This is a genomic window from Desulfobulbus oligotrophicus, assembly GCF_016446285.1.
GTDB lineage: Bacteria > Desulfobacterota > Desulfobulbia > Desulfobulbales > Desulfobulbaceae > Desulfobulbus > Desulfobulbus oligotrophicus.
The window spans coordinates 2,203,098-2,227,696 of sequence record NZ_CP054140.1 but is presented as its reverse complement, the minus strand read 5'-3'; the positions used below and the strand labels follow the sequence as shown (position 1 = coordinate 2,227,696).

The window sequence follows — 24,599 nt, the reverse complement described above, 5'->3', positions numbered from 1 at the left end:
ACAGTTGTTTTATAAAAAAAGAGCGTGAGCAGTTTGTTTTCTTTGAAAAAAAGAAAAGTTATCGCTGAAAATCAATCAGCGAAAAGCTGACGTATAATCAGCTGCTGATCTTAGAATGAGAATGGCACTCCTTCCATCACAGTATCCCCTGCCATACGATGCAACCGCGCCTTTGGCCACACACAAAATTCTTTTTAAAAAACACCCGTTCACAAAACGAATCTCCATTAAAACGATATGTATACTGTTTTTTTGATGTCAGAACCGCACGACAAGGGTAAAGTCAGCACGGCTTCAACGGCATTCACTCTGAAGTGCAGTTGATAATCCACCATATTTCACATGTTTATGGTTGTGGCCCCTGGTTTTACAAGTAATCTGTCCTTTCATCATCCGGGACCGCTGTCTGCTTTAATGGGTTGTGCTGCACTCTATGCAAAGAGGTATCATCTATGGGTCTAGGGTTTATTTCCAAATTCCTGCCTCCACCAGAAAAAAAGTTTTTCAATTTTTTCGAGGAAGGCGCTGAAGTCTGTGAACTCACGGCACAACTGTTTTACCAGATCGTGTACTCAGACATGAAACAGCAGGAAGATTATCTTATCCATGCCAAAACCTACAAACGACGATCAGTTGAAGCCCTGGAAGGCAGTCTGGCTCTTCTCAACAGTACCTTTATCACGCCGATTGACCGAGAAGATATCCAGCTGATTTCAACCAACCTCTATAACGGTACCAAAGTCATCCTCAAGGCATGTCTTAACCTGCGTATCTATAAAATCGAATATTATAACGAAACGGTTAAAGGCCAGGCAGAGATGCTTGTTAAGGCAACAGAGGAGTTGCGAACGATCATCTCCATGCTCAAAAAAAATGCGCCGTTAAAGGAGATAACTGCCTGTGACTCGCGCATCAAGGCTATTGAAGGGCGAGGTGATGAAATTCTTTATATGGCCACTGAAGAGATCTTCTCCGGCAAATACGATGCGCTGCATGTCCTTAAAATGCGCGACATCTATAAAGGCATTGAAAACGCCCTGGACATCTGCTCGGTCATTGCCGACCTGATTGTTAATATTGCCATTAAACACAGTTAACTGTGTGAAGAGCAATGCTGCTGCTGACTAAAGAATTGATTCGGTTGTGAGGCTTCATGATTACAGCTCTGCTTATACTGGTAATTTTTGCGGCATTGGTCTTTGAATATATCAATGGATTTCATGATTCAGCCAACTCCATTGCCACTGTTGTTTCGACAAAGGTCCTGACGGCCCGGGTAGCTGTTATCTATGCAGGGTGTTTCGAGGTCATTGGTGCATTTCTTGGAACACATGTGGCCAATACCATTGGACAGGGGATCATCACTGCTGAAATTGTCACCCAGGGAGTCATCCTTTGCGCTCTTTTATCCGCAATTATCTGGAACCTGGTCACCTGGTACTATGGCATTCCATCCAGCTCCTCCCATGCCCTGATCGGTGGACTGATGGGAGCCGGTATTGCCAAGGCCGGTTGGGAAGTTATTCTGTTTGACGGCGTCACAAAAAAAATTCTGATGCCGATGGTTACCTCACCGATGTTCGGTTTTGGAATCGGTTTTGTCTTCATGGTCATTATTCTCTGGACCTGCGCACGGGCACGCCCGAACATCGTCAACAAGTGGTTTCGTAAGTTGCAGCTGGTTTCAGCGGGAATCATGGCGCTCAGTCACGGCAGCAACGATGCGCAAAAGACCATGGGTATTATTACCCTGGCCCTGGTTAGTAACGGTCTCCTAGACGAGTTCAAGGTGCCGACCTGGGTTATTCTCAGTTGTGCTGTCACCATGGGTCTGGGCACCATGGCCGGTGGTTGGCGGATCATCCGTACCATGGGCAGCAAAATGATCAAACTCAAACCTGTGCATGGTTTTGCTGCTGAAACCTCAGCTGCAGCTGTGATCCTGACCGCCTCTCATTTCGGTATCCCTGTGAGTACAACCCATATCATCTCCACCTCGATCATGGGCGTGGGCAGCACAAGGGGCGCCAACGCTCTCAAACTCGGCATTGTCGGCAACATCGTCCTGGCCTGGGTGCTGACCATCCCGGTGTGCATGTTCATCGCCACCATCCTCTATCGGTTTTTGCCTGTTTAGTGAATGTGGCAGTACAAAAAGACAACGTACTGTTCACATACGTTTCTGGCAGCCGTTCCTCCTGCTTATAAAAATTCCCTCACCAAATGGTATTCACCACGCCACAGTCTCCGCAGAAGAGAACATAACCCACCGGCTGAGACAATCGGATCGTCTACAATATTTATTGCAGCTGCAGTCAACAATGTGTTTTTGTAGTCTGTAAAAGCAGTTCAGGGTTCAATTCCAGGCATGTGTTTGCAGCCTGAACCTGTTCACCGTTCCTGCACCTGTTCTTGCAAAATACAGTTACGCACAATGCCAACACCTCGCCCTCCTGTGCTGCATCGTTTTATCTATCGTGTTCTTACCGTACGCCTGCTGCTCATGACGGCTGTCATCTGTTCAGCCACCGGCACCATGGTGTTCTTCACGGAACGGCAGCACCTCACAACTGAAGTGACCAGGTCAACACAACAGGGACTACACCAACTGCTTGCCAGATCGATATTGATTGCCGAAGAAGATCACGTCAACAGTCAGGCTGCATTTCTTCAGGCACTGGATGAACGTTTCACTGCCCTGGCGGCACAACAAAATAGCGGCAGCTATGTGTATGGCGGATTTTATCGATCCGATGATCCCCACCAAACTGAGGAACGGCTGAACACTGACTACACATACGCCAAAACTGTAGAGAGGTATGTCCGTGTTCATCCGCCCCCAACTGGTAACGTTGAACTGGCCGAAGTTGTCACGCTTGGGGACAGATTGCACATTCATGTGATTCTGCCGATATTTGATCAGAAACAGGAACAAACCGGTTCCGTTCGTGTTCTCTTTGCTCCTTCTGATACTGTTCTTAAGGGTATGCAAAAAAAACTGCGCCGTATTCTGATCCTTATCATACTCACCGTACTGGCGACCAGTGTCCTGCTGTATCCGGTCATTGTACACCTGGTCAACAGGCTGACGATTTTTTCCCACAACCTTTTAAAAGCCAACCTCGACACCTTTGCACTGCTTGCCAACGTTATTGCCAAACGCGACAGCAACACTGCAGACCATCATTTCCGGGTGACACTGTATGCCGTTCATCTCGCTGAATCGATGGGCCTGGCCGCCACCGAAATTCAGACATTGATTAAAGGTGCATTTCTGCACGATATCGGAAAAATCGGGGTGCGCGATGAGATACTTCTTAAGACAGGCGAACTCAATAAAGAAGAAAGTCGTCTGATGCAAGATCATGTCCACCACGGCACGGATATTATAACCGGATCCGGGTGGTTGGCCGATGCAGCGCAGATCATTGAAAATCACCATGAAAAATTTGACGGCAGCGGTTATCCCCAGGGCAAGGCAGGTGCAGATATCCCTTTGCCGGCAAGGATTTTTGCAGTTGTCGACGTGTTCGATGCTTTAACTTCAAAACGACCCTATAAAGAGCCGCTTTCCTGGCAGGCGGCATCCGCTGTTCTGGAGCGTGGCAGAAACACACATTTCGATCCCCAGATCCTCAGTGCTTTCCAGGCACTGATTCCGGAGTTATATCGCGCCTATGTCGACTGTTCACCCCGGAAACTCGAAGATGATCTACGGGCAGTGTTCAATCACTACTTCAATGAAAGGATGACTATCTACTACTGATGGGCGATCATGGATGCTGCAGTGCAGTGAACCAATGGCAACCATGTGGTTTATCGCAGGAGAAACCGGCGAAAGACGGTATCCACACTGCGCAGTTTGTGGCCAAGGATTTTCCAGAGACGAGCAATCGACCAGATTGCGATCATGAAGAAGAAGAGCAAGAGAAAAAGAAAGATCCACGGATGGTTGAGCGCACTCCAGATACCGGCAACGACCAGGGCATCTTCTCCCAGGGATAATGTCCAGTTAGAAAAAGGTTCAGGAGAAAGATGAGCAACAATCCTGGTTCCGGACTTCAGTGCATGACTGCCTAACGATAAGGTGCCGCCTCCCAATCCGGCGGCAACAGCAAGCCCTGTATCAACATGCCCGACTGCGGCGACCGCCAGGATAACTCCGGCTGGAATACGAATAAACGTGTGGAGAACATCCCATACAGTATCAACCCCAGGCACCTTATCAGCAATAAATTCGACAACATATATACACCCTGCCGCACCGATCACCCAGGGGTGAGCCAGCATTTCCAGACCTGCGGGTAACTGGATGATGTTCTTTGCCCCCAGAACCCCTAACATGAGCACAGCGGCATACAGGTTGATGCCGCTGGCCCAGGCAGTACCCAATGTCAGGGCGATAATGTTGGTCAGATGGTCAAAGCCATCCATGCATCTATACTGTGCGGTTTAGCCCTGCCGAATCGGAGTAATAACGATATTAACCCGTCGGTTCATAGCATCACTGGAAGAGATCAGCTGGGACTCACCGTAACCGACCGCCTCAATACGCCGTGAGTCTATCCCACGCTGTGTAAGGGCATTTTTAACTGCATTGGCCCGACGCTCGGACAACTGCTGATTATACTGATCGCTCCCCCGCGCATCAGTATGCCCTTCCACCCGGATTGTTGTTTGCGGGTACTTGCTCAGTACATTGGCAACCCTGTCCAGCTCAGTGTACGCACCTGGTTTAAGTGAGGATGAGTCATAATCAAAAAACATATCACTTTTGAAGGTGGCGGTCAGCACGTCGTGGTCACGCTGAATACTGGCAGCCTCGACCTGCCGCAGATCCTGTTCCTGGCTGTCCATATAGGCACCGATCTGATTACCGGCAATTCCACCCAAAAGAGCGCCGATACCAGCACCAACTAACGTACTGGTGGTGTTATGACCAATAGCCTGACCAAGGATTGCCCCTACCCCTGCACCGGCTGCAGCCCCAACACCGGTTCCGGTCTGTTGCCTGTTGGCGCCGGCACAAGCGGTCAACATAGCAGCCATTCCGATTATTGCTGTCCATCTGATTACCTTGTTCATAAACACTCCTGTTATCGACTGTTTGTTCGATTGGAACGGATGAAGGATGGTGTATCAACCATCCTTGTGTACCAACCCCATTGCACCCGGATTATTGGAGAGTACTTTAAAGCATAATCTCTTAATAGGCAAAAAGGAAATGCAGAACCTCATTCACCTGAAGTGTCCCGGAGTGCCGATGATCGGGTCGTTCTATATATACGTCTCTGTCTGAAGCGGTGCAGCGTTCTCCTGCTTCAACACAGATCGCATTTGCCGGTTAATGAGGTGCGTACTGTGCCGACAAAAACGATACTTTTAAAATTTTGATCGCAACTCCTTATAGTCAAGTAGTATACTTTATTATTTTCCTTCTTGTTTACACATATTGAGTATGGTAAACGTGCGCATTATTTTTCAGTACTAGCATCACAAACACCTGAAACCGTGGCTTAAGCGGATGAAGTCTGTACCGAATTATACAACAAACGGACTCACCCTATTCCATTCCACTTAACAAAAGGAGCTGTCTCCCCGATGAAACGTGCTAACTCCCCTCTTGCTGCAGGTTGCGTCTCACTGCTGGCCGCCGCGACACTCATGGCTGGAAACGTCGTTGCCGCTGACGAAGAAACTCCCAGTCTGCTGCAGTTTTACACAGGCCCCAACGGTAGTTACGCCAGGGCAACCTTAGAAGTTGATCTCGGCTTTTTTAGTCAAGGTGATTCCTGGTTTGGCAATTCTCGGGAAAATCTTGGTAAAAAGTCGGATTACTGGTGGGAATCACTCGTTCGTCCGGGGCTTGACATGCAATATGTCCTTCCTGATTCTCAATCTTTCTACGGACGAATCGATGCGGTTCAGGCGAACACCTTCGGTGGTGTTGATGCCTCCGGAACCAATGGACCCTTTTATGACACAAGTGAAGATGTCGGTGATCTCCGCATTGATCGAGCCTATATGGGCTGGCGCTCAGGGACCCTGTTTGGCTCATTGGGTGACGATTTCCTCGATCTCTCCTTTGGCCGGATACAGTACTTTTACGGCGACGGTTTTCTCCTCGGCTCGCAAGGTTTTGGTGGATACAATCGGGCAGCGTATTGGATAGGAAGTCGTAAAACCGCGGATTACGCCGCAGTAGCTCGCATGAAAAGCGGTAACTGGTCGGGTGACCTTGTGTACTTCAAAGCCGATGATCGGGCTAAAACCGATACAAAACTCGGTGGCGGCAACATCAACTATGCCATTGAAAATGTTGTTTCCTTAGGCGCCGGTTTTTACATGCTCGATTCCGATGATGAAAGACGGGATTCCATGAACGTGTACAATCTGCGCGGCGGTATCAACCCCTTTGCCCTGGCAGATGGCATTCCGGCCTTGCGGCCATTGCGGTTTGATGCGGAGTTTGTGCATGAAGACGCCGGCCGCCGTAAGGTTGTGGATATTGACAACCCTGATTTCGCCAATGGAAAGGCCTGGCACATCACCGCCAGCTATGCGTTTGAAGATGTACCCTGGAAACCGTTACTTTCTTACCGGTACGCCAGCTTTGACGAGAACTATGACTCACTTTTTTACCACTCCTCCGACTGGGGTACCTGGTTTCAGGGTGAAATCCTGGGTGAGTATGTGCTGGCCAACGAGAACCTCAACTCGCACATGGTTAAACTGAGACTGCAACCGATTGATCCGGTAACCGTCAACCTCATCTACTATAAGTTCAAACTGCATGATGCCACTGCAGGCGGTGTAAGCAGTGACAAGTATGCTGATGAGTACGATCTGATTGTTGACTGGGCTGTCACCGATTACTTCTCACTGTCCGTTGTCGGTGCCATTGCCACCCCTGATGATGCGGCCAAAGAACTGACCGGAGGTGACAACACCTGGTCGTATGTGATGGTTCTTGGTGGACTTAAATTTTAATAGAAGATTGTTTACTGTACACTCCGGTCATGGTGACCGGAGTGTACAGTGCTTCAGAGACCTTGCAAAAAACCCCATTACCTCGCTTTAAGCCAATCTGTCCTGTCACATTCACCTGTCTCTTCTTTCTCTGCAACAGCCGGCAGACTTCTCTTGCCAATAGACATACCAGATACCACCAAAGCTGTTTCGTTGCCGCCTCTGATTTCTTTAAGGGCTCAACTCTGCTTCTGCTGACATTTCCATCAGGGATCTATCAGTGCGCCAGGCAATAAAAAAAGGCGACTGGATTTCTCCAATCGCCTTTAGTGTACTGGCGGAGCCGACGAGACTCGAACTCGCGACCTCCGGCGTGACAGGCCGGCGTTCTAACCAACTGAACTACGACTCCAGTACTTATTGTGGTGGGCGAAACAGGGATCGAACCTGTGACCCTCGGCTTGTAAGGCCGATGCTCTCCCAGCTGAGCTATTCGCCCTCAAATGTGACGGTCTATTTATCAGGAGAACCTCTTGCCGTCAAGTAAAAACAGAACCTTAGTCCGTGATTAATATATTTTTTCTTCTTCCCGTCAACTGCCGACACCAGTCAGTGAGCCGGTGTATTATGGGAAGAGAGTGTAAAATCACGATAAACTGAATCCAACGGTACATCCTTAAACAGGGTTTCTCCCGGCTTAAGAATCAGTGCACGTTGCAGTACCTTGTCAACGCTGTCCACCACATCAATGGTCAGACTGGAACGGATCTTTTGCGGCACATCGCGAAGATTGCGTTCATTCTCCCTCGGGATGAGGACATTGGTTATGTTTCCCCTCTTTGCAGCAAGCAGCTTCTCCGTCAGGCCACCGATAGGAAGTACCCGACCACGCAGGGTAATCTCTCCGGTCATGGCCAGCCTACGATCGACCGGCAGCTTCAGAATGGCAGAGACAATCGCAGTAGCGATGGTGATTCCTGCGGATGGGCCATCTTTGGGTATTGCGCCTTCCGGTACATGGACATGGACATCGATCTTCTGCCAGAAATCCGGTTCAAGCCCCAGCCGTATGGCGCGTGAACGAACGTAGGAAAGTGCAGCCTGTGCCGACTCCTGCATAACATCGCCCAACTTTCCGGTAATGGTTAATTTACCGGATCCCGGCATAACGGTTGCCTCGATCTGCAGTAACTCACCACCGACCTCGGTCCAGGCCATACCTGTGGCCAGGCCGATTTCATCATGTTCTTCCGCCAAACCATAACGAAACTTGGGAACACCGAGATATTTTTCAACTGCCTGCGATGTTATTCGGTATTTTTTACGAGGTTGCCTGCTTTGCAGACGCTCACGGGCGACCTTGCGACAGACGGAGGCAATGGTTCTCTCCAGACTGCGGACCCCTGCCTCTCTGGTATAACAGCGGATGATGTCGAGCAGAGCCTTTTCATTGAGCGAGATCTCTCCAGGCTTGAAACCGTTTGCTTCAAGTTGCTTTGGCAGGAGAAACTCACTGGCGATGTTGAGTTTTTCCTCTTCGGTATAGCCGTTGAGCTGGATAATCTCCATGCGATCCTGGAGTGGCACCGGAATACCGTGAAGATGGTTCGCCGTGGTTATAAAGAAAACTTCTGAAAGATCATAGTCAACATCAAGGTAATGATCGTTGAAGGCGTAATTTTGTTCCGGGTCAAGGACTTCAAGCAACGCTGCTGATGGATCACCTCGAAAATCCACACTCATCTTATCGACTTCGTCCAGACAAAAGACAGGATTGATCACCCCAGCCTTGTGCATTGATAAGATGATTTTGCCGGGCATTGCTCCGATATATGTACGACGATGGCCTCTGATTTCCGCCTCGTCACGTACTCCACCCAACGACAACCGAACAAACTCACGACCCATGGCCCGGGCGATAGAACGGCACACCGAGGTCTTCCCCACGCCCGGCGGTCCAACCAGACACAGAATCGGACCACGGATCTTCTTGACCTGTGCCTGCACGGCTAAGTACTCTAAAATACGTTCCTTGGGTTTTTCAAGGCCGTAATGATCTTCATTGAGGACTGTTTCCGCACGTTCAATATCAATTTTAGAACGCGATCTCTTTTTCCAGGGAAGGCTGATGATTGCATCGATATAATTTCTGACCACCGTGCTTTCCGCCGACATTGGCGGCATCTGACGCAATTTTTTGAACTCTTTCTGCACCTTCTCCTTAACCGCTTTCGGCAATCCCTTTTTTTCAATCGCCTGCTGCAGTTCGGTCAGCTCATCACCCCCCTCGCCCTGCCCCATCTCCTCCTGAATGATGCGCATCTTTTCTGAAAGATAGTAGTTACGCTGGGTAACGTTCATCTTCTTTTTCACCTTGGTGTGAATATCCTTTTCCATTTCGGAAAGTTCCATCTCCCGATAAAGGATATCCAGCACCTTGGCTATACGTTCGGGTAAACTGAGCTGTTCAAGGATCCGTTGTTTTTCTTCCGTATGCAGCTGAATGTGTGAGGTGATCAAATCAACCATCCTGGATGGATCGTCCAGGGAGGTGATCGATTTCAGGACCTCACGCGGAAGCTTTTTATTGCTCACCGCATACTGGTCAAACGCTTTGCGAAGTTCCCGGAGATAGGCAGGCACGTCATCACGATCAATATCGATGTCCGGCGCTGCCGTTAATCTGACTGAGTAAAATTCGTCTTCCTCGGCTCCCCCCAGAAAAGGTCCATCAATTTTAGCCCGGTGTTTCCCTTCAACCAACGCCTTGATCGTACCGTCAGGCAAACGCAACAGTTGCATCACCGATGCCAGCACCCCAAAGGAGTAGAGATGCCGTTGCTCAGGGTTATCCACCCTTGCATCCTTTTGAGTGACCAGGAAAATCAGTGATTGATTTTCCATGGCTGTTTCCAGAGCTGTGACCGATTTTTTTCTCCCGACCACAAGCGGAACCACTATTCCAGGGAACAGAACAATATCCCGTAACGGCATAAGCGGGTACGTTTCGGTGCTAAAATCAGTCATCGACACACATCAGGCAATATTTTTTGTTGCAGTGTTTTCATAGAGAACAACGGGATAGTCACCCTTGGTGACAACCTGTTCGTTGATAATGCATTCGGTGACATGTTCCTCGGACGGCAACTCATACATCACCTCAAGCATGCACTCTTCCATCACTGATCGCAGGCCCCGGGCCCCGGATTTGCGTTCGATCGCCTTTTTGGCGATTGCCCGAAATGCCCCTTCAGTAAAACTTAACTTGATCCCTTCATAGGAAAACAACTTCTGATACTGTTTACTCAAAGCATTCTTCAACTCTTTGAGAATACGTACCAGATCTTCCTCCGACAGTTCATCCATGGTGGCTATTACCGGCAGGCGACCGACAAGCTCTGGAATAAGTCCAAACTTCAGCAGGTCTTCCGGTTGAATCGCGGCAAGAACCTCGCCAAGGGATCTTTCCTTCTGGCTGACGACCTGAGCACCAAACCCCATGGCCTGGGTACCGGTGCGTCGCTTCACCACATCCTCAAGCCCGACAAAAGCACCACCAACAATAAACAAAATGTTCGTGGTGTCCATACGAACCAACTCCTGCTGCGGATGCTTACGTCCGCCTTTAGGCGGCACCGAGGCCATGGTGCCCTCAATGATTTTCAGCAATGCCTGCTGGACACCTTCACCGGAAACATCCCTGGTCAATGAGGCTGAATCAGACTTGCGGGCAATCTTATCGATCTCATCGATGTAGATGATGCCTCTTTGTGCCTTTTCCATATCATAGTCAGCTGCCTGCAGAAGGCTGACCAAGATGTTTTCCACATCTTCCCCGACATAACCGGCTTCAGTTAATGTGGTGGCATCGGCAATGGTGAACGGCACCTTAAGCAGACGGGCCAGAGTCTGAGCAACCAGCGTCTTCCCGCTGCCGGTCGGTCCGATCAGAATAATATTGGACTTCTGCAGTTCAACATCATCCGGATCGTTTACCGGGGCATTGATTCGCTTGTAATGATTGTGTACGGCAACTGAAAGGATCCGTTTCGCCTGCTCCTGTCCGATCACATACTCATCAAGGTAGGCTTTGATCTCCTTTGGTTTAAGAACATGAGAATTATTGGACTCGACCTTCCGCCCATCATCGGATTCGGTCATGATCTCATTGCATAGAGCGACACATTCATCGCAGATATACACATCTGCCCCAGCAACCAGTTTACCCACCTCCTCCTGGCTTTTCCCGCAAAACGAACAGGCACAGGTTATATTGTGATCGTCCTGAAAATCGTTGTGCACTTTACTTCCTCCCACCCAGCTCCTCACGGCTGGTCAACACTTTGTCGATAATACCATATTGGCAGGCCTCAGCAGCGCTCATGAAATGATCACGCTCGGTGTCAGCCTGCACTTTTTTGATGGTCTTACCTGTGTGTTTCGCCAGAATTGTATTGAGATCATGCCGCATCCGTAAAATTTCCCGGGCATGGATATCGATATCCGTGGCCTGTCCCTGAAAACCACCCATGGGCTGATGAATCATAATTCGCGAATTCGGCAGGGCAAACCGTTTACCCGCGGCACCGCTGGCAAGAAGTAAAGCGCCCATAGATGCGGCCTGTCCTAAACAAAGGGTGGCAACGTCACAGTGAATATATTGTATGGTATCGTAGATAGCCATCCCGGATGTGACGGAACCTCCCGGAGAATTTATATAAAAGGTGATGTCCTTATCAGGATCCTCAGCTTCAAGAAACAGGAGCTGAGCGACAATTACGCTGGCAACATCGTCATTAACAGAGCTTCCCAAAAAAATGATCCGCTCTTTAAGCAGCCGTGAGTAAATGTCATACGCCCGTTCCCCGCGTGGACTCTGTTCAACCACCATGGGTACCAGATTCATGTAGACCTCTTTGCTAAAATCATTGTAACGGCAGGCAGGGCCTGTTTCATCTATATAACCATTCCTGCTTGCACACTCAGGATGCAGCCTGTTCGGTTGTCTCCTGTACAGGTGGCACTTCCTTTATATTTGCCTGTTCGCGCAGGAAATTGAGGATCTTTTCGTTGTGCAGTTCGTTCATAAACGGCAGAATTTCTTCTCGCCGTTTGAAATACTTCTTCACCTCATCCACTGTCATTCGGTACTGGTCGGCGATGCGTTGATACCCTCGCTGAATGTCTTCATCTGCGATCTTAATCTCTTCAACTTCAGCAACCTTCTTCAGGATAAAATCTCCCTTGACCCGTTTGACGGCAATCTCCCTGTTTTTTTCAACCAGATCGTTGAGATCGATACCCGCTGACTCAAAGGACAGACCGCTTCGCTTTAAATTTTCTTCGGTCTGTTTCAGCATCTCCTGGATTTCGAAGTTGACAAGACGTTGCGGAACTTCAAAAGGATTCAGCTCAATCAGCCTGTGCATGAGCTGGTCATCAACATCACCCTGAAGAGCGTCATCTTTTTCTTTCTGCAGTCGCTTGCGAATATCTTCTTTCAACTCTGCCAGAGTATTTAATTCCGGTTTGATATCCTTGGCAAATTCGTCATCAAGTTCCGGTTTAATCCGGACCTTGACATCTTTGACATCCACCTTGAACTCAACATTTTTCCCTGCCAGCAGCGGATTGGGATAGTCATCGGGGAACGTGATCTCGTAGAGGGTCTTATCGCCACTTTTCAGACCAATCAACTTTTCTTCAAACTCCTTGCCAAGGCGATGCATACCGATGTCAACAGTGAAGTTTTCATTGAACACCTCTTTCATTGCCTTGCCATTATGAAACCCCTGAAAATCGACGACAGCGACATCGTCCAGAGCAATGGTATGCCCCTCTTCAGCGGTCTGCAGCATTGCCTGGTGCCGCTGCAGCAGTTTGATTTCCTTATCGACCTCTTCGTCATTCACTGTGATCACCGGTTTTTCAACTTCCAGTCCTTTGTACTCTTTGAGTTCAAACTGGGGTTTGATATCAACCATGGCCACATAGACAAAAGAACCGTCTTCAGGAAAACGATGTTCCGTTATTTCGGGATGAACGACAGGGTCGAGTTTTTCTTGTTCAACCGCGTCAAAGTACGTCTCTTGCACAAACTTTTCACCAGTCTCGCCCTGTACCTGTTCTTTGAAATTTTTCTCAAGAACACTTTGAGGAATTTTACCGCGGCGAAAGCCTTTCAGTTTGACCTCCTTGTTGATCTTGGCATAGGCCTTGGCAAGGGCAGGCTCCACGGTTTCTTTAGGCAGGGTGATGGTCAGTTTTCTTGTCAGCTCTGAGATTTGTTCGACAACGATATCCATGGACTGCTCTTCCTCATATCGGTTTGCCACGATGTACTTAGCAGTGGCGTTGATTCTTTCCAGCCCTGCATTTCACAACTCAGGGCCGTATCTGATAACTGGGGATTGGTGCGAGAGGGGGGAGTCGAACCCCCATGGGCAAGCCCGCTGGATCCTAAGTCCAGTGCGTCTACCAATTTCACCACCCTCGCAATGTGTTAACCGTGTACAAATAACCAAGAATCTTGTTTACGTCAAGTGATCCATCGGTTGAAAAAATCGGATTACCCAGAAATCCAAGGCATTACACAGAAGCGGTAAAAGCCGGTAAGATCGACATCCGTCAGCTCCACGGTTCTGTTCAACAGAACTCTGTCTCCTTACCGCTTTTACCCGCAAATTTTCGATCCGGATGAAGGGTTACCCGGCAGAGGAGGAAAGAGAACGATCCGCATCAAGAGAATCCTTCTTTTCACCGGCTCGGATGAGCAAGACGGCAAACAGACAAAGTCCAAGAATTGCCCCGCTTGTCAGAACAAAGGAGTGCCGTACGCCAAGCGTATCCATACTGATACCGGCCATCATGGCACCGGTAAAGACACCGGCGCTCATTGCCAGATTAAAGACACCCATCATGGTCCCATGGCCGAAATGGTTTCGCCCCTCCTCCACAGCGTAGGCACCGAGCACCGGCCACAGTACCGCCTCGCCAAATCCCAAAAACAGATACAAACCGATCATGGTCAGAAAGTCTGTTGCCGAGGGGATCAGAAAAACAGCACAACTCATGCACAGGGCACCGGCAAGCAACAAAAGTTTTTTATTGCCGTAATCTGCCAGCTTACCAAAAGGATACTGCAAAACCGCATTCATCAGGGTCCGACTGGCAATCACAATACCGGTTTGTACTCCGCTGGATCCGGACCAGTCCGCCATCATCACCGGTAAGAATGCCATGGTCGGTACCATCATCAACATGGTGGCATAGCGGGCAATCAGGATACCGACGGTACGCTGTCTCAAAAATATCCGGTACAGACTGTCAAACAGACCGGTCTGTCCCTTACGCTCCAGGGGGCAGAATACCGGCATGTTGAACCACACAAAGATAAAGGCAATAAAACATAAGCCGGCCATCATATAAAACACTGCACCCAAGCCCCAGAGATCGGAAAACAGTCCTCCCAATATGGGGCCGCAGCCGATACCACTGAAAATTGCAATGTTGACCACACCCATGTAACGCCCCTCCTGTCCGGGAGGAGCGAGAAAACTGGCATAGGCCATGGCCACCGGCACAATCATTGCTGCCCCGACTCCCTGAAAGGTGCGGATAATCACCAGATGCACAACCCCTTGAGCCTGTGGAATCAGCAACCCGACCAGGCCGTAAATAAACAGCCCTGTGACTAAAAATCCTTTTCGTCCCCACCGGTCAGAAAGATTACCCACAACCGGTTGCAGCAGCCCCCGGCTTAAAGAGAAGGTTGCGGTTATCATGCCCAGGGCAAAACCGGAAGCCCCGAGTTCGGTTGCCCACACCGGTAAAACAGGAATGATGATTCCCACGCCTAGAAGAGCGATGAACACCGAAAGAGCCACGGTGATTAAGATACGATTGAACATGCAACAACCGAGTTAACAGAAACAGGTGAAAGACGGGAAAAAGTGGTGAACAGGTTATGCGGACAGGTAACGCACTGTTTCTTACTTACCATTGGTTGAAAGTCTTGCAAACAGCTCTTTCCACTTGTCAGCCTGCAAACAGCAACCTGCAGAAGATGGTGCATCTGTATCATCTTGAATTGAAGATAAAAACTTCGTATATAAAGAGTGCTTGTGCAAATGCAGCAACCTTTTTATAAAGAAAGACCGTCTGTATCCGGCTTTCCCATCCGCATGGATGCAGACGAGCCGACATCCGAACTATCAACCCACACTCGCCTTATCCAAACAGTCAGATAATCATGCCGCAACAAGTTCTTGATGCCCGTATCAGTCCCCATGGCAACCTCGATCTCCTCTCCCGACTGGAGGTGGGGAAATTACTTGACACCAGCCAGGGTGTTCTCTATCCCCTCTTCCGCAACAGTTCTCTGGCCGTACTCAACTATGGTGATTATCTGGATGACGGTCGCGAACTGCTGGAACGGTACAAAGATTTTGATATCCGGGTTATCCAGGAAGAACGCGGGCTTAAGCTGCATCTTCGCAACGCGCCGGCAAGTGCTTTTGTTGACGGCACAATAATTCGCGGCATCAACGAACACCTCTTTGCCGTGCTCCGTGACATTGTCTATGTTGATGACACCATTAACAACAATCCCCGGTTTGACCTGACCACTTCGGACGGCATTACCAATGCAGTCTTTCATATTCTCCGCAATGCCGGCATCATGCAACCCCGAACCGAGCCTCATCTGGCAGTGTGCTGGGGAGGGCATTCCATCACTCCGCACGAATACGACTACAGTAAAGAGGTTGGTTATGAGCTGGGGCTGCGTGGCTTTGATATCTGCACAGGATGCGGTCCCGGAGCCATGAAAGGTCCAATGAAGGGCGCCACCATCGGTCATGCCAAACAGCGTATTTACACCGGCCAGTACCTGGGGATAACCGAACCGGGTATCATTGCCTCCGAATCACCAAATCCGATTGTCAACGACCTGGTGATCATGCCGGACATTGAAAAACGTCTGGAAGCCTTTGTTCGTATCGGCCACGCCATTATCGTCTTCCCCGGTGGCGTCGGCACTGCCGAGGAGATCTTATACATCCTCTCCATACTCCTGGATCCGTCCAACTCACGAATTCCACTGCCTCTTATCTTTACCGGTCCGGACAGTGCTGCAGACTACTTTGAGATGATCGATCATTTCATCATCGAGACCCTTGGTCCGGCGGCTCGTCAGATGTACAGTATCATCATCAACGACCCTGAGGCTGTTGCCAGACAGGTAGTGAAGGGGATTGATCAGGTACGCCGGTTTCGACTGAAAACAGGTGACGCCTACTATTTTAACTGGCTGCTCAACATTGATCTGAGTTTGCAACTGCCCTTTGTCCCGACCCACGAAAATATGCACAGCCTCAACCTGCACCGCGACCAGCCGCCGCATCTGCTTGCCTCAAATTTACGACGTGCCTTTTCCGGCATAGTCAGCGGCAATGTGAAAGAGGCCGGCATCCGGCTCATCGAGGAAAAAGGGGCTTTTGAACTCTGTGGTGACACGACCGTCATGAACCCGCTCGACACGCTCCTCACCACCTTTGTCGAACAGCAGCGAATGAAACTCCCGACCACGACCTATCAGCCCTGCTATCGACTGACAACACACTCTGATTCCGACTGAAACCGGCCCGATAACCTGTGCCCGATGTCTGAACAGGAAAGAGAGTTTTTACCCGGGTGCACTCCACTACCAAGATCAGGGGCAGAAAACAGCGTGTTGACTCCGGCTCCGACAATATCCGCCGTACTGAACACTGGACAACGGTGCACACATCAGCGTCGGTGATATCGGGCTCATGTCTGTGCTGCACATGCGCAAACATCCAGATGATCGCTGCCGGGTAATCCCGGAAGACACACACTTTATTTTCTATACAATGGCACATTTTCCCCGGCCTTTTTCCAGAACAGAGTCTATGGTATATGACTGTTTGCCCCCTTATGCGGCCACACTGCTGCTTAGCTGTTGCTCACCCTGTTTGACCGACAGGGGACACTGTGTTTCTCCGCTTTATCTTCTGAAATAAAAAACGTATGAATCCGACAAATTATCGAGAAATTCCTTATAATTTCACCTCTGCCGACGACCAGCTTATCATCCGTCATTTTTTCGGCGCCGCTGTCTGGGAAGACCTGGAAGAACTGCGGAGTCAGAGAGTAACCGGCCGGTCGGCCAGACTGGTCATGCGCTGTATCGGCGATCTCTTTATTCTCCATCGCAATCCTTTTCTCTATCAGGAGCTGATCGACTCGCCGCGCCGCCGCCGGTTCTTCTTCAAAACCATGAAGAAGGATCTCAATATCATTGAACACACGGCAAAAAAAGTAACTGTTGACCAGGAGCGGACCGACAAGGTGGTCAACCTAGTCCGGCTCTGCCGCGAGCGCATGCACAACCTTCACAAAGAGATCAGCAACGCCACCGCACGCCGAAATACACTGCGCAAACGTCTTGGTGCCATCATCGGCCAGGAAAACGTTTATTTTGACCCGTTCAGCATCATCAGTCATGCCACTGATGCCACTGACTGGCGATTGCACCTGCCGGTGGCTGTGGTCCGTCCTGATACCGAAGAGCAGATGCCGCCACTCCTTGCCGCCATAGCTGACCTGGGGCTGTACATCATCCCGCGCGGCGGGGGTACCGGGTTGACCGGTGGTGCTGTACCGGTCAGCGCGGACTGTGTCATGATCAACACGGAAAAACTGAATCGCATTCACGGTATCAGCCATCGTGCGTTCACCGCTGAGGATGGCAATGTCCGGCAGATGCCGGTTCTCCGGCTTGAATCCGGTGTTATTACCCAGGATGCCATGCAGTACGCCGAACAGCACAATCTAGTCTTTGCCACTGACCCGACCAGTGCCTGGGCTTCCACCATTGGTGGTAATATCGCTGAAAATGCCGGTGGCAAGACAGCTGTTCTCTGGGGAACGGCCATCGACAACCTGTTGGGATATACCATTGCCATGCCGGAGAGCGGACTGCTGCGTGTTCAACGCATCAATCACCCTATGCGTAAGATCATGCCTGACGACGAGGTGATCTATGAAATCAGAGACGACCAGGACCGGTTGCTGCAACGCATCGAACTGCGCGGTGATGCCATCCGTAAGAAAGGGCTGTGGAAAGACATTACCAACAAGGCCCTGAGCGGCCTGCCCGGGGTACAAAAAGAAGGAACCGACGGCATTATCACTTCCGCCGAGTTTATTCTCTACCCTGCCTACAAAAAGAAACTGACGTGCTGCCTTGAATTTTTCGGCCCTGACATGGACGAAGCCAGCCGGGTTATTGTTGAAATATCAGAACAGTTTGTCAACCGTGGTGAAGAGGCGCTGATGGCGCTGGAACACTTTGATGAAGAGTATATCAAGGCCATCAACTACAAGGTAAAGGCCGCCCGGAGCGAGATGCCGAAGGCTGTTCTTCTGATCGATATGGTTGGTCACACCACCGAACAGGTTCTTCGCGGCAAACAGACTCTGCTTAACCTGCTGGCACAGTACACAAATACTGAAATTTTTGTGGCCAGTGACGCTGATGAGGCTGATCGATTCTGGCGCGACCGCAAGAAGCTGGGCGCCATAGCCGCCCGCACCAACGCCTTCAAACTGAATGAGGATATTGTTCTTCCCCTGCCCATGCTGGCGGAATTTGCCCGTTTTGTCGATGCCACCAACATCGAGGAAGATCGGTACAATCAACAGAGTGTGGTGCATGCGATCATGGCCTATCTCCAGGTGGCTGAGCCGCTTGAAGACCCGGACTGGATGGAGGCCAAGATCCCCAAGGCCGATGAGTACTGCACCACAGCACTGACCGCCCTGGAAACCACGGAAAACACGCTGCTTCGTAACGAAAAACACCTGCAGACCCTGACGAACAACCTCCTGGAACTCTTCCGGGGTTATCCACGCATCAGCAGCAACATCCGCCGCATTGTTGATGAAACACGTCAACGCCGGATCATTATCGCCACCCACATGCATGCCGGTGACGGCAACGTCCATGTGAACATCCCGGTCTTTTCCAATGACCGGCTCATGATGCAACGGGCGGCAGAGACCGCGGATACGGTTATGGGCAAGGCGGTGACCCTGGGTGGTGTGGTCAGTGGGGAGCATGGTATCGGCATCACCAAGATGAAGTTCCTTGACGAGTATCTCATAGACGAACTCAGTGAATACCGCCGGCGGATCGATCCACGCGGTGTAATGAACCCGGGTAAACTGGTGGATCCGGATATTATCAACAAGGTCTTCACGCCTTCTTTCAACCTGCTTGAGCTGGAAGCGCGGATCCTGCAGCACGGGTCTCTTGAGACCCTGTCTCTGAAAATATCCAAGTGTATTCGTTGCGGTAAATGCAAGGCAGACTGCTGTGTGTTTTATCCGGGCAGCTCCCTCTTCTTTCACCCCCGCAACAAAAATCTGGCCATTGGTTCGTTAATTGAAGCCCTGCTCTACGACATGCAGCGCTCCCATTTTCCCCGGTTCAATCAGTTGAAAAACCTTGAGCAGATTGCCGATCACTGTACCCTGTGCGGCAAGTGCCTCAAGCCGTGCCCAGTGGATATTGATACAGCCCAGGTCTCTATTTTAGAACGGGAAATTCTCAGTGAGCGGGGGTATAAGCACACTCCCCTGCCGACAAAACTCTCTCTTTATTACCTTAAAACCCGCAACCAGACCTATAACACTGTTTTTCGAACCACTGTGGTGAAATGGGGGGCGCGCGTGCAGCAGTATGCCGCCGGTCTGCTGCAAAAGGCTCCGGAGAAAGTCCGCTCTCTGCCATGGCATACGGTGCAGATACTCAAATCATCCATGCTGCCCCCTTCCAGTCGACCATTAAGAGACCTGCTGCCCAAAACCACGCTCAACGAAACCCTGCTCTTCACGCCCAGGGGACCGATCAGAAACACGGTCTTTTATTTCCCGGGCTGCGGGTCTGAGCGACTCTACGGTGATATTGCCGAGGCCGCTCTCTACGACCTGCTCAAGACCGGGACCAGGGTCGTACTGCCACCGGCCCATCTCTGCTGCGGTTTTCCGCACCGGGCCAATGCCAAACAACGCATGCACAGTGATGTCACCCTCCGAGATACCATTATCCTCAGCCAGATTCGGGATATGTTCGGTTACATCAACTTTGAGGCCCTTGTTGTAAGTTGCGGCACCTGCAGAGAAGCATTGCGGGAACTGGGCGCAGAAACAATCTTTCAGTGCAGCCTGATGGATATCGCCTTTTTTGTTCTTGAGCATGCACCCGAACACTTTACAAAGACACCGACCCGATCGTTCTTCTACCACGCACCCTGTCACGACTCTTTACAAGGCGAGGGTCCGTTGATGCTGCGGCAGATCGGCGGGCAGGTCACCAGTGTGCCGGGATGCTGTTCTGAAGCAGGAACACTTGCCCTGTCACGACCGGATATCACCGGTGCCATGCTCAAACGTAAACGCGATGAACTTGATTCTGCCATCAGCAGGGAGAACTCGGCCACTGTTATTGCCACCAACTGCCCTTCCTGTCTCTCAGGGCTTGGACGTAACCGTGACAGAGGCGTTACACCGCAGCATCTGGCTGTTCTTCTGGCAGAGAACCTGGGCGGCGACAGCTGGCGTAACGAACTGGAAGAACTGGTGAAATCTGCAGAGGTTGTTACCTTTTAAGTTCTGCACACTTACAACCAAAAAACCGTCCTGCCCGATTTGATTGGCACAATGCACACTGTATCAGTGTACGGCGGGTTAATACAAAAGCGAGTCAAGTACTGAAGGGCTGGGGGGGAGAACCGGCTGCGCAGGATCGTTGTCAACGCTGTTTTTGAACCTGAAGCCAAGTAAACGAAGGTTGTTGTCATCTAAGTACAGTTTCTCCTCATACACGGCCCGGATGGTCTGGTTCTGCGGAGAAACAAGGCGCACAGAGAGATAGAGCACCCGATTGACCAGGGTGTATGTTCCGACAACCACGGCCTGGGCACGCTGGGTGGCGGCTAACTGCCGGAGATCACGACTTAACATGAATTCGCCGCTGTGTTCTTCAACAAGCAGTTGCTGTCGCAGCTTGATCTCCTTGACGGCATAGCCCCGACTGACAAAGCCGGCAATCAGATTGTTCTGAAAACTACGTCCAAAACTCGACGTATCGTTCAGGTTATCGTTGTTCACCAGGGTAGCAACCAAAACAGGCTGTTCCGGCTGATACGGGAGAAGCGGCGGTACAGGCTGCCTGACCAGCTGTTCAGCCACCTCATCGCCCAAAGCAACCAGATCAACATCACTTCCTAAAAACGGTTCCAGCCGGGTGCCGTTGAGCTGACTGCAGCCACCAAGCACAAAAGCAAGAAGGAGAAGAACTGTTTGCACAAAAAATGTCCGATGTACCATGGGCTTATAAAGCGGTCTTTTGTGGTGGCGGTGGTGCGACAGACGACTTCGAACCGGTCAGTCGAATCTCTGTGGCAGGAAGAGCTGCCTGATAGTGCCAGTAGTCAGCGTTTTTGATGTAATAAATATCGGACGACCGCATAAGGTAGTGGTGCTTATCAAGAATCGAGGTGGTGATGATCACCTCATAATGGCCGCCGGATTGGTAGTTGCTCCGAAAAACATCGATAGCTGTGGCCGCGGCAATAAGCTCCCAGGGTGCATCCTCAAAAACAACGATACCTGCCGCCAAAGCGATCAGAGCGCCGGGTTTCGGCCAGCTCCATGCGCGATACTCAGACGGATGATACACAGTCTGCACCTTGTACTCGATGACAAGGCTCTTTTTTTCCGGTGTGCGTACCGTATGCACACCGAAGTTGACCAGCTGCGTGGTCAACAGATCGTTGAATCCCTCATCAAAGGGAAAGGAATCATGGCTGCCGCATATACCTGCCTGTCCGCAACTGTGCCGGACATACACCGTGGCATCAAGACGTTGCTGCCGGATCAGCTCGTTGTTGATCCGATCGGCAACGTGGTTGGCAAGCACATTCCACTGCTCGGTTGACTCCATACTGCCCCGCATTGCCGAACCACCACTGTACCGGTCCTTTGCGCACCCGGTGAAGGTGCACAGCAGCATGACAAAGAGCAGTCTGAAAAGTTGATTGTGCATATACCCTCAAGACACGGATAGAAAACCTGATACCTTCTCTTCGGATGGACTGTTCAAAAATATTAGCACAATACAACGTCAACCAAAAAAAGAGCACAGGCTGCGCAGACCGGGTCCCCTGTCTTTTATTCTCCCCTCTGACAGCAGGGCTCAGCACCGGGATCCGGCAAAAAATAGAAAATGCCATTGCAATTTATTCCAATCCTGAGGATATGGGATGCAGGAGAGTGACTGGTTGTGCGGTTTCAATGGTGCAGCCATGCTGTCTACCCGTCCGGACAGGCCGTTGCACACTGTTTGCCCGACATCTGCGGAGTGGGTCAATGGACTGCACAGCCAACGGTATCTGCTGCTCTGTCCTGTATCCATACCTTGGAGTTAAGGCGTAACATCTTAAAATATCATCCATACTATCAAAAACAAAATGACCGGCAATACGCATCCAACGTTCTCAGCAGAAACAATCAAAACAGTCATCGGGTGTATAACCACCTGTATAGGTCTTGTGGTGATACTCATCGGTCTGAAATACGCCATTGACATCTTTGGCTTCATCTTTGTCATCCTCAAATCACCACTCACCCTGACCGAACCTGTGCAACAACTTGCAGAAAGTTTCGGGGGAACCGCCTTTGATATCCAGTTATCAGATCGGGTCGTGCCGGTGGCACGAATGATAGCTCTCATCGTTTACTGTTGCGGTGTACTGGTGTGCGCCCTTCTGACCATGGCCCTCATGCAGACCGGCGCAAAAATCGTGTCCCTGAGCACGACCGATCGGCATGCAATAAAACAGGCGCTGCAAAGCGTGTTCGGCAGCCGGAGTAAACTCATCAAAACAGACAGGAACAACAGCCCTGTTCAGCAAAACGAACGACGTTGAAAAAACCGGCCGCCGCTGCCGGCTACTCGCCGCTTCAGCTCCAGGCGCGATCGTCTTACCAGTATGTAACCGTACACCCCATACTCTTCTTCCTTCAGGAGGTTATCATGTCAAACAGCAAGCCATCATTATACAGAGAGACCCGTGAGAAATTTCCGGAGGTCATCAGTGCTGTGGAGCAGCTTGGCGTCACTCTGCGTACGGCCGGACCATTAGACGAAAAAACTTCACACCTGGTTCAGCTGGCTGCTGCTGCTGCATCGCAGTCAGAAGGATCTGTGCATTCGCATGTACGCCGAGCCTTACAGGCAGGTGCCACTGCTGAGGAGATCACGCACACCCTGCTGCTCCTGATGACGACCATCGGCTTTCCCCAGGCAATGGCCGCCTTATCATGGGCCAATGAAACTTTGCAAAAACAATAAAAATCAAGCATCAATCGCAACATCAAAGTGTTACGATTGATGCTTCATCCTCTTTCTCCACCTCTCAGCCATCCGTTTCAACAGAGATACAACTGTTATCTATTGCTTTTTTAAGAAAAATCGATCAACAGCAACTCTCCTGCTGTTCAGATGCACTGTAATGGCCTTTCGGGCGGTCCTTTTCAACAAAACCACCGCCCTCTCCCTGTTCGAGAATGGACACAGATGAGGCGAACAGTACAGACTCTCACAGGCTGTTGGAAATCGGATGCCCCTGTGTGTGCGCGGCACTTTATACCTTGGTGCGGAGCATTTCTTTTTGAACTGCCAGCGGAAAAACCGCCAATAAATCGACAACTGAAGAGGCTGGGGTCGGCCTTGCCAACAACCCCATGCAGCGATTGATGTGGAAGGCAGTGCTGCATGCGATCTGCATATCCGTACCCAAAGCCAGCAATCCACTGACAATACCGGTCAGCGTATCCCCGGTACCGCCGATGCACTCCAGCACCGGAACGTCCGGTGCATCCACCGTTTCCACAATTTTGCCGTCGTGCACATAGCGATCAACCTTACCTTTGACCAGCATGTGCGACGCGGCATTGCTGCCTACATATGCTTTGACGATCAGGTCTTCGGCCTGTTCTTCATCAGCAAGGAAAAAATGACGGGTGTAAAAGGGATGCGGTGCTGTTTCGTCTGCAAGAAACGCCAACTCGCCGATATCCGGGGTAAAAAGATCATAGCTTGCCGCATAGCCGGACATTTTGGCCGCATACATGTAACCCGCATCAGCAACCAGCAGCGGACGTTCCGGAAGTTTTTCGATCTCCAGCAGCACCCGGTTGTGCCAGTCCACATCGGGCAGAAGATAGTGAAAGGTGATTCCACGCGGGCGCAGTTCCCGCAAAACCTCAACCAGCCTCTGGTAAACCTGCCTTGATCCCTCCCCCTTTCCGGTATCTCCGGCAGCCAGCATATACAGCTCACTTGTGTTTGCACCAGATCCCAGATGGGTACAGGTAAGAAAAGCTGTTGCCAGCAGGGCCGGAGTGCCACGGTTGACAGGGCAGGAATGCGCGCCTGAAAAAAGTTGTGTCTCTTTCATGGTAAACGGCGCCAGCGTCAGCGGGAAGTCGGCAGCAGGTATGGTTCCGACAAAAAGCCAGGGAGCAGCAGGCGTTGTCAT

18 protein-coding genes and 3 tRNA genes are annotated in these 24,599 nt (G+C 50.6%); 8 read left to right on the top strand and 13 right to left on the bottom strand.

Annotated features, from left to right (window positions below; genetic code table 11):
• The first annotated feature begins 452 nt into the window (after positions 1-452).
• From HP555_RS10115 to HP555_RS10105, 3 genes are all read left to right on the top strand, one after another.
• Complete coding sequence (locus HP555_RS10115) at positions 453-1,097, top strand: DUF47 domain-containing protein (RefSeq protein ID WP_199262103.1); 645 nt, start codon at positions 453-455, stop codon at positions 1,095-1,097.
• Positions 1,098-1,153: 56 nt separating this feature from the next.
• Positions 1,154-2,137, top strand: coding sequence for an inorganic phosphate transporter (locus HP555_RS10110; protein ID WP_199262101.1), 984 nt, complete (start codon positions 1,154-1,156; stop codon positions 2,135-2,137).
• A gap of 297 nt (positions 2,138-2,434) precedes the next feature.
• Complete coding sequence (locus HP555_RS10105; protein WP_199262100.1) at positions 2,435-3,766, top strand: HD-GYP domain-containing protein; 1,332 nt, start codon at positions 2,435-2,437, stop codon at positions 3,764-3,766.
• Between the two features lie 50 nt (positions 3,767-3,816).
• Here the strand turns inward: HP555_RS10105 and HP555_RS10100 are convergent, their stop codons facing one another.
• Both HP555_RS10100 and HP555_RS10095 read right to left on the bottom strand, forming a co-directional pair.
• Positions 3,817-4,434, bottom strand: coding sequence for a DUF4126 domain-containing protein (locus HP555_RS10100; RefSeq protein ID WP_199262098.1), 618 nt, complete (start codon positions 4,432-4,434; stop codon positions 3,817-3,819).
• An 18-nt stretch (positions 4,435-4,452) separates the two neighbouring features.
• On the bottom strand, positions 4,453-5,085 hold the full coding sequence (locus tag HP555_RS10095) for an OmpA family protein (RefSeq protein WP_199262096.1): 633 nt from the start codon (positions 5,083-5,085) through the stop codon (positions 4,453-4,455).
• 516 nt (positions 5,086-5,601) lie between these two features.
• On the opposite strand from HP555_RS10095, the gene HP555_RS10090 reads away from it, so the two are divergent.
• Positions 5,602-6,990 (top strand): alginate export family protein, encoded by a 1,389-nt coding sequence (locus tag HP555_RS10090; protein WP_199262094.1) that lies wholly within the window; start codon positions 5,602-5,604, stop codon positions 6,988-6,990.
• Positions 6,991-7,304: 314 nt separating this feature from the next.
• On the opposite strand, the gene HP555_RS10085 is transcribed toward HP555_RS10090, so the two are convergent.
• From HP555_RS10085 to HP555_RS10050, 8 genes are all read right to left on the bottom strand, one after another.
• Positions 7,305-7,381, bottom strand: a tRNA-Asp gene (locus tag HP555_RS10085).
• An 11-nt stretch (positions 7,382-7,392) separates the two neighbouring features.
• A tRNA-Val gene (locus tag HP555_RS10080) sits at positions 7,393-7,468 on the bottom strand.
• A gap of 110 nt (positions 7,469-7,578) precedes the next feature.
• The gene (lon, locus tag HP555_RS10075; protein ID WP_199262092.1) at positions 7,579-9,996 is read right to left on the bottom strand and encodes an endopeptidase La; all 2,418 of its coding nucleotides are present in this window, start codon (positions 9,994-9,996) and stop codon (positions 7,579-7,581) included.
• A 9-nt stretch (positions 9,997-10,005) separates the two neighbouring features.
• Entirely contained in the window at positions 10,006-11,271 is a 1,266-nt protein-coding gene (gene clpX, locus HP555_RS10070; protein WP_199262091.1) for an ATP-dependent Clp protease ATP-binding subunit ClpX, read from the bottom strand.
• Position 11,272: 1 nt separating this feature from the next.
• Positions 11,273-11,875 carry an ATP-dependent Clp endopeptidase proteolytic subunit ClpP gene (gene clpP / locus HP555_RS10065; RefSeq protein WP_199262089.1) on the bottom strand — a complete coding sequence of 201 codons (603 nt, stop codon included), beginning with the start codon at positions 11,873-11,875 and terminating at the stop codon, positions 11,273-11,275.
• A gap of 76 nt (positions 11,876-11,951) precedes the next feature.
• Positions 11,952-13,304 (bottom strand): trigger factor, encoded by a 1,353-nt coding sequence (gene tig / locus HP555_RS10060; RefSeq protein ID WP_233249140.1) that lies wholly within the window; start codon positions 13,302-13,304, stop codon positions 11,952-11,954.
• 76 nt (positions 13,305-13,380) lie between these two features.
• Positions 13,381-13,465: transfer RNA gene (locus HP555_RS10055), tRNA-Leu, on the bottom strand.
• A gap of 208 nt (positions 13,466-13,673) precedes the next feature.
• Positions 13,674-14,879, bottom strand: a complete 1,206-nt coding sequence (locus HP555_RS10050; protein ID WP_199262085.1) for an MFS transporter — start codon at positions 14,877-14,879, stop codon at positions 13,674-13,676.
• A 341-nt stretch (positions 14,880-15,220) separates the two neighbouring features.
• On the opposite strand from HP555_RS10050, the gene ppnN reads away from it, so the two are divergent.
• Entirely contained in the window at positions 15,221-16,606 is a 1,386-nt protein-coding gene (gene ppnN / locus HP555_RS10045) for a nucleotide 5'-monophosphate nucleosidase PpnN (protein ID WP_199262084.1), read from the top strand.
• A gap of 413 nt (positions 16,607-17,019) precedes the next feature.
• A complete protein-coding gene (locus HP555_RS10040; protein ID WP_199262082.1) occupies positions 17,020-20,664 on the top strand; it encodes a DUF3683 domain-containing protein in 3,645 nt (1,214 codons plus the stop codon).
• A gap of 78 nt (positions 20,665-20,742) precedes the next feature.
• Here the strand turns inward: HP555_RS10040 and HP555_RS10035 are convergent, their stop codons facing one another.
• Positions 20,743-21,363 carry a FlgO family outer membrane protein gene (locus HP555_RS10035; protein ID WP_199262080.1) on the bottom strand — a complete coding sequence of 207 codons (621 nt, stop codon included), beginning with the start codon at positions 21,361-21,363 and terminating at the stop codon, positions 20,743-20,745.
• 25 nt (positions 21,364-21,388) lie between these two features.
• Complete coding sequence (locus tag HP555_RS10030) at positions 21,389-22,102, bottom strand: hypothetical protein (protein ID WP_199262078.1); 714 nt, start codon at positions 22,100-22,102, stop codon at positions 21,389-21,391.
• Positions 22,103-22,526: 424 nt separating this feature from the next.
• On the opposite strand from HP555_RS10030, the gene HP555_RS10025 reads away from it, so the two are divergent.
• Positions 22,527-22,985: a hypothetical protein gene (locus HP555_RS10025; RefSeq protein ID WP_199262076.1), complete on the top strand. Its 459-nt coding sequence runs from the start codon at positions 22,527-22,529 to the stop codon at positions 22,983-22,985.
• Positions 22,986-23,092: 107 nt separating this feature from the next.
• Entirely contained in the window at positions 23,093-23,410 is a 318-nt protein-coding gene (locus HP555_RS10020; protein WP_199262074.1) for a carboxymuconolactone decarboxylase family protein, read from the top strand.
• A gap of 292 nt (positions 23,411-23,702) precedes the next feature.
• On the opposite strand, the gene HP555_RS10015 is transcribed toward HP555_RS10020, so the two are convergent.
• Entirely contained in the window at positions 23,703-24,599 is an 897-nt protein-coding gene (locus HP555_RS10015; RefSeq protein WP_199262072.1) for an NAD(P)H-hydrate dehydratase, read from the bottom strand.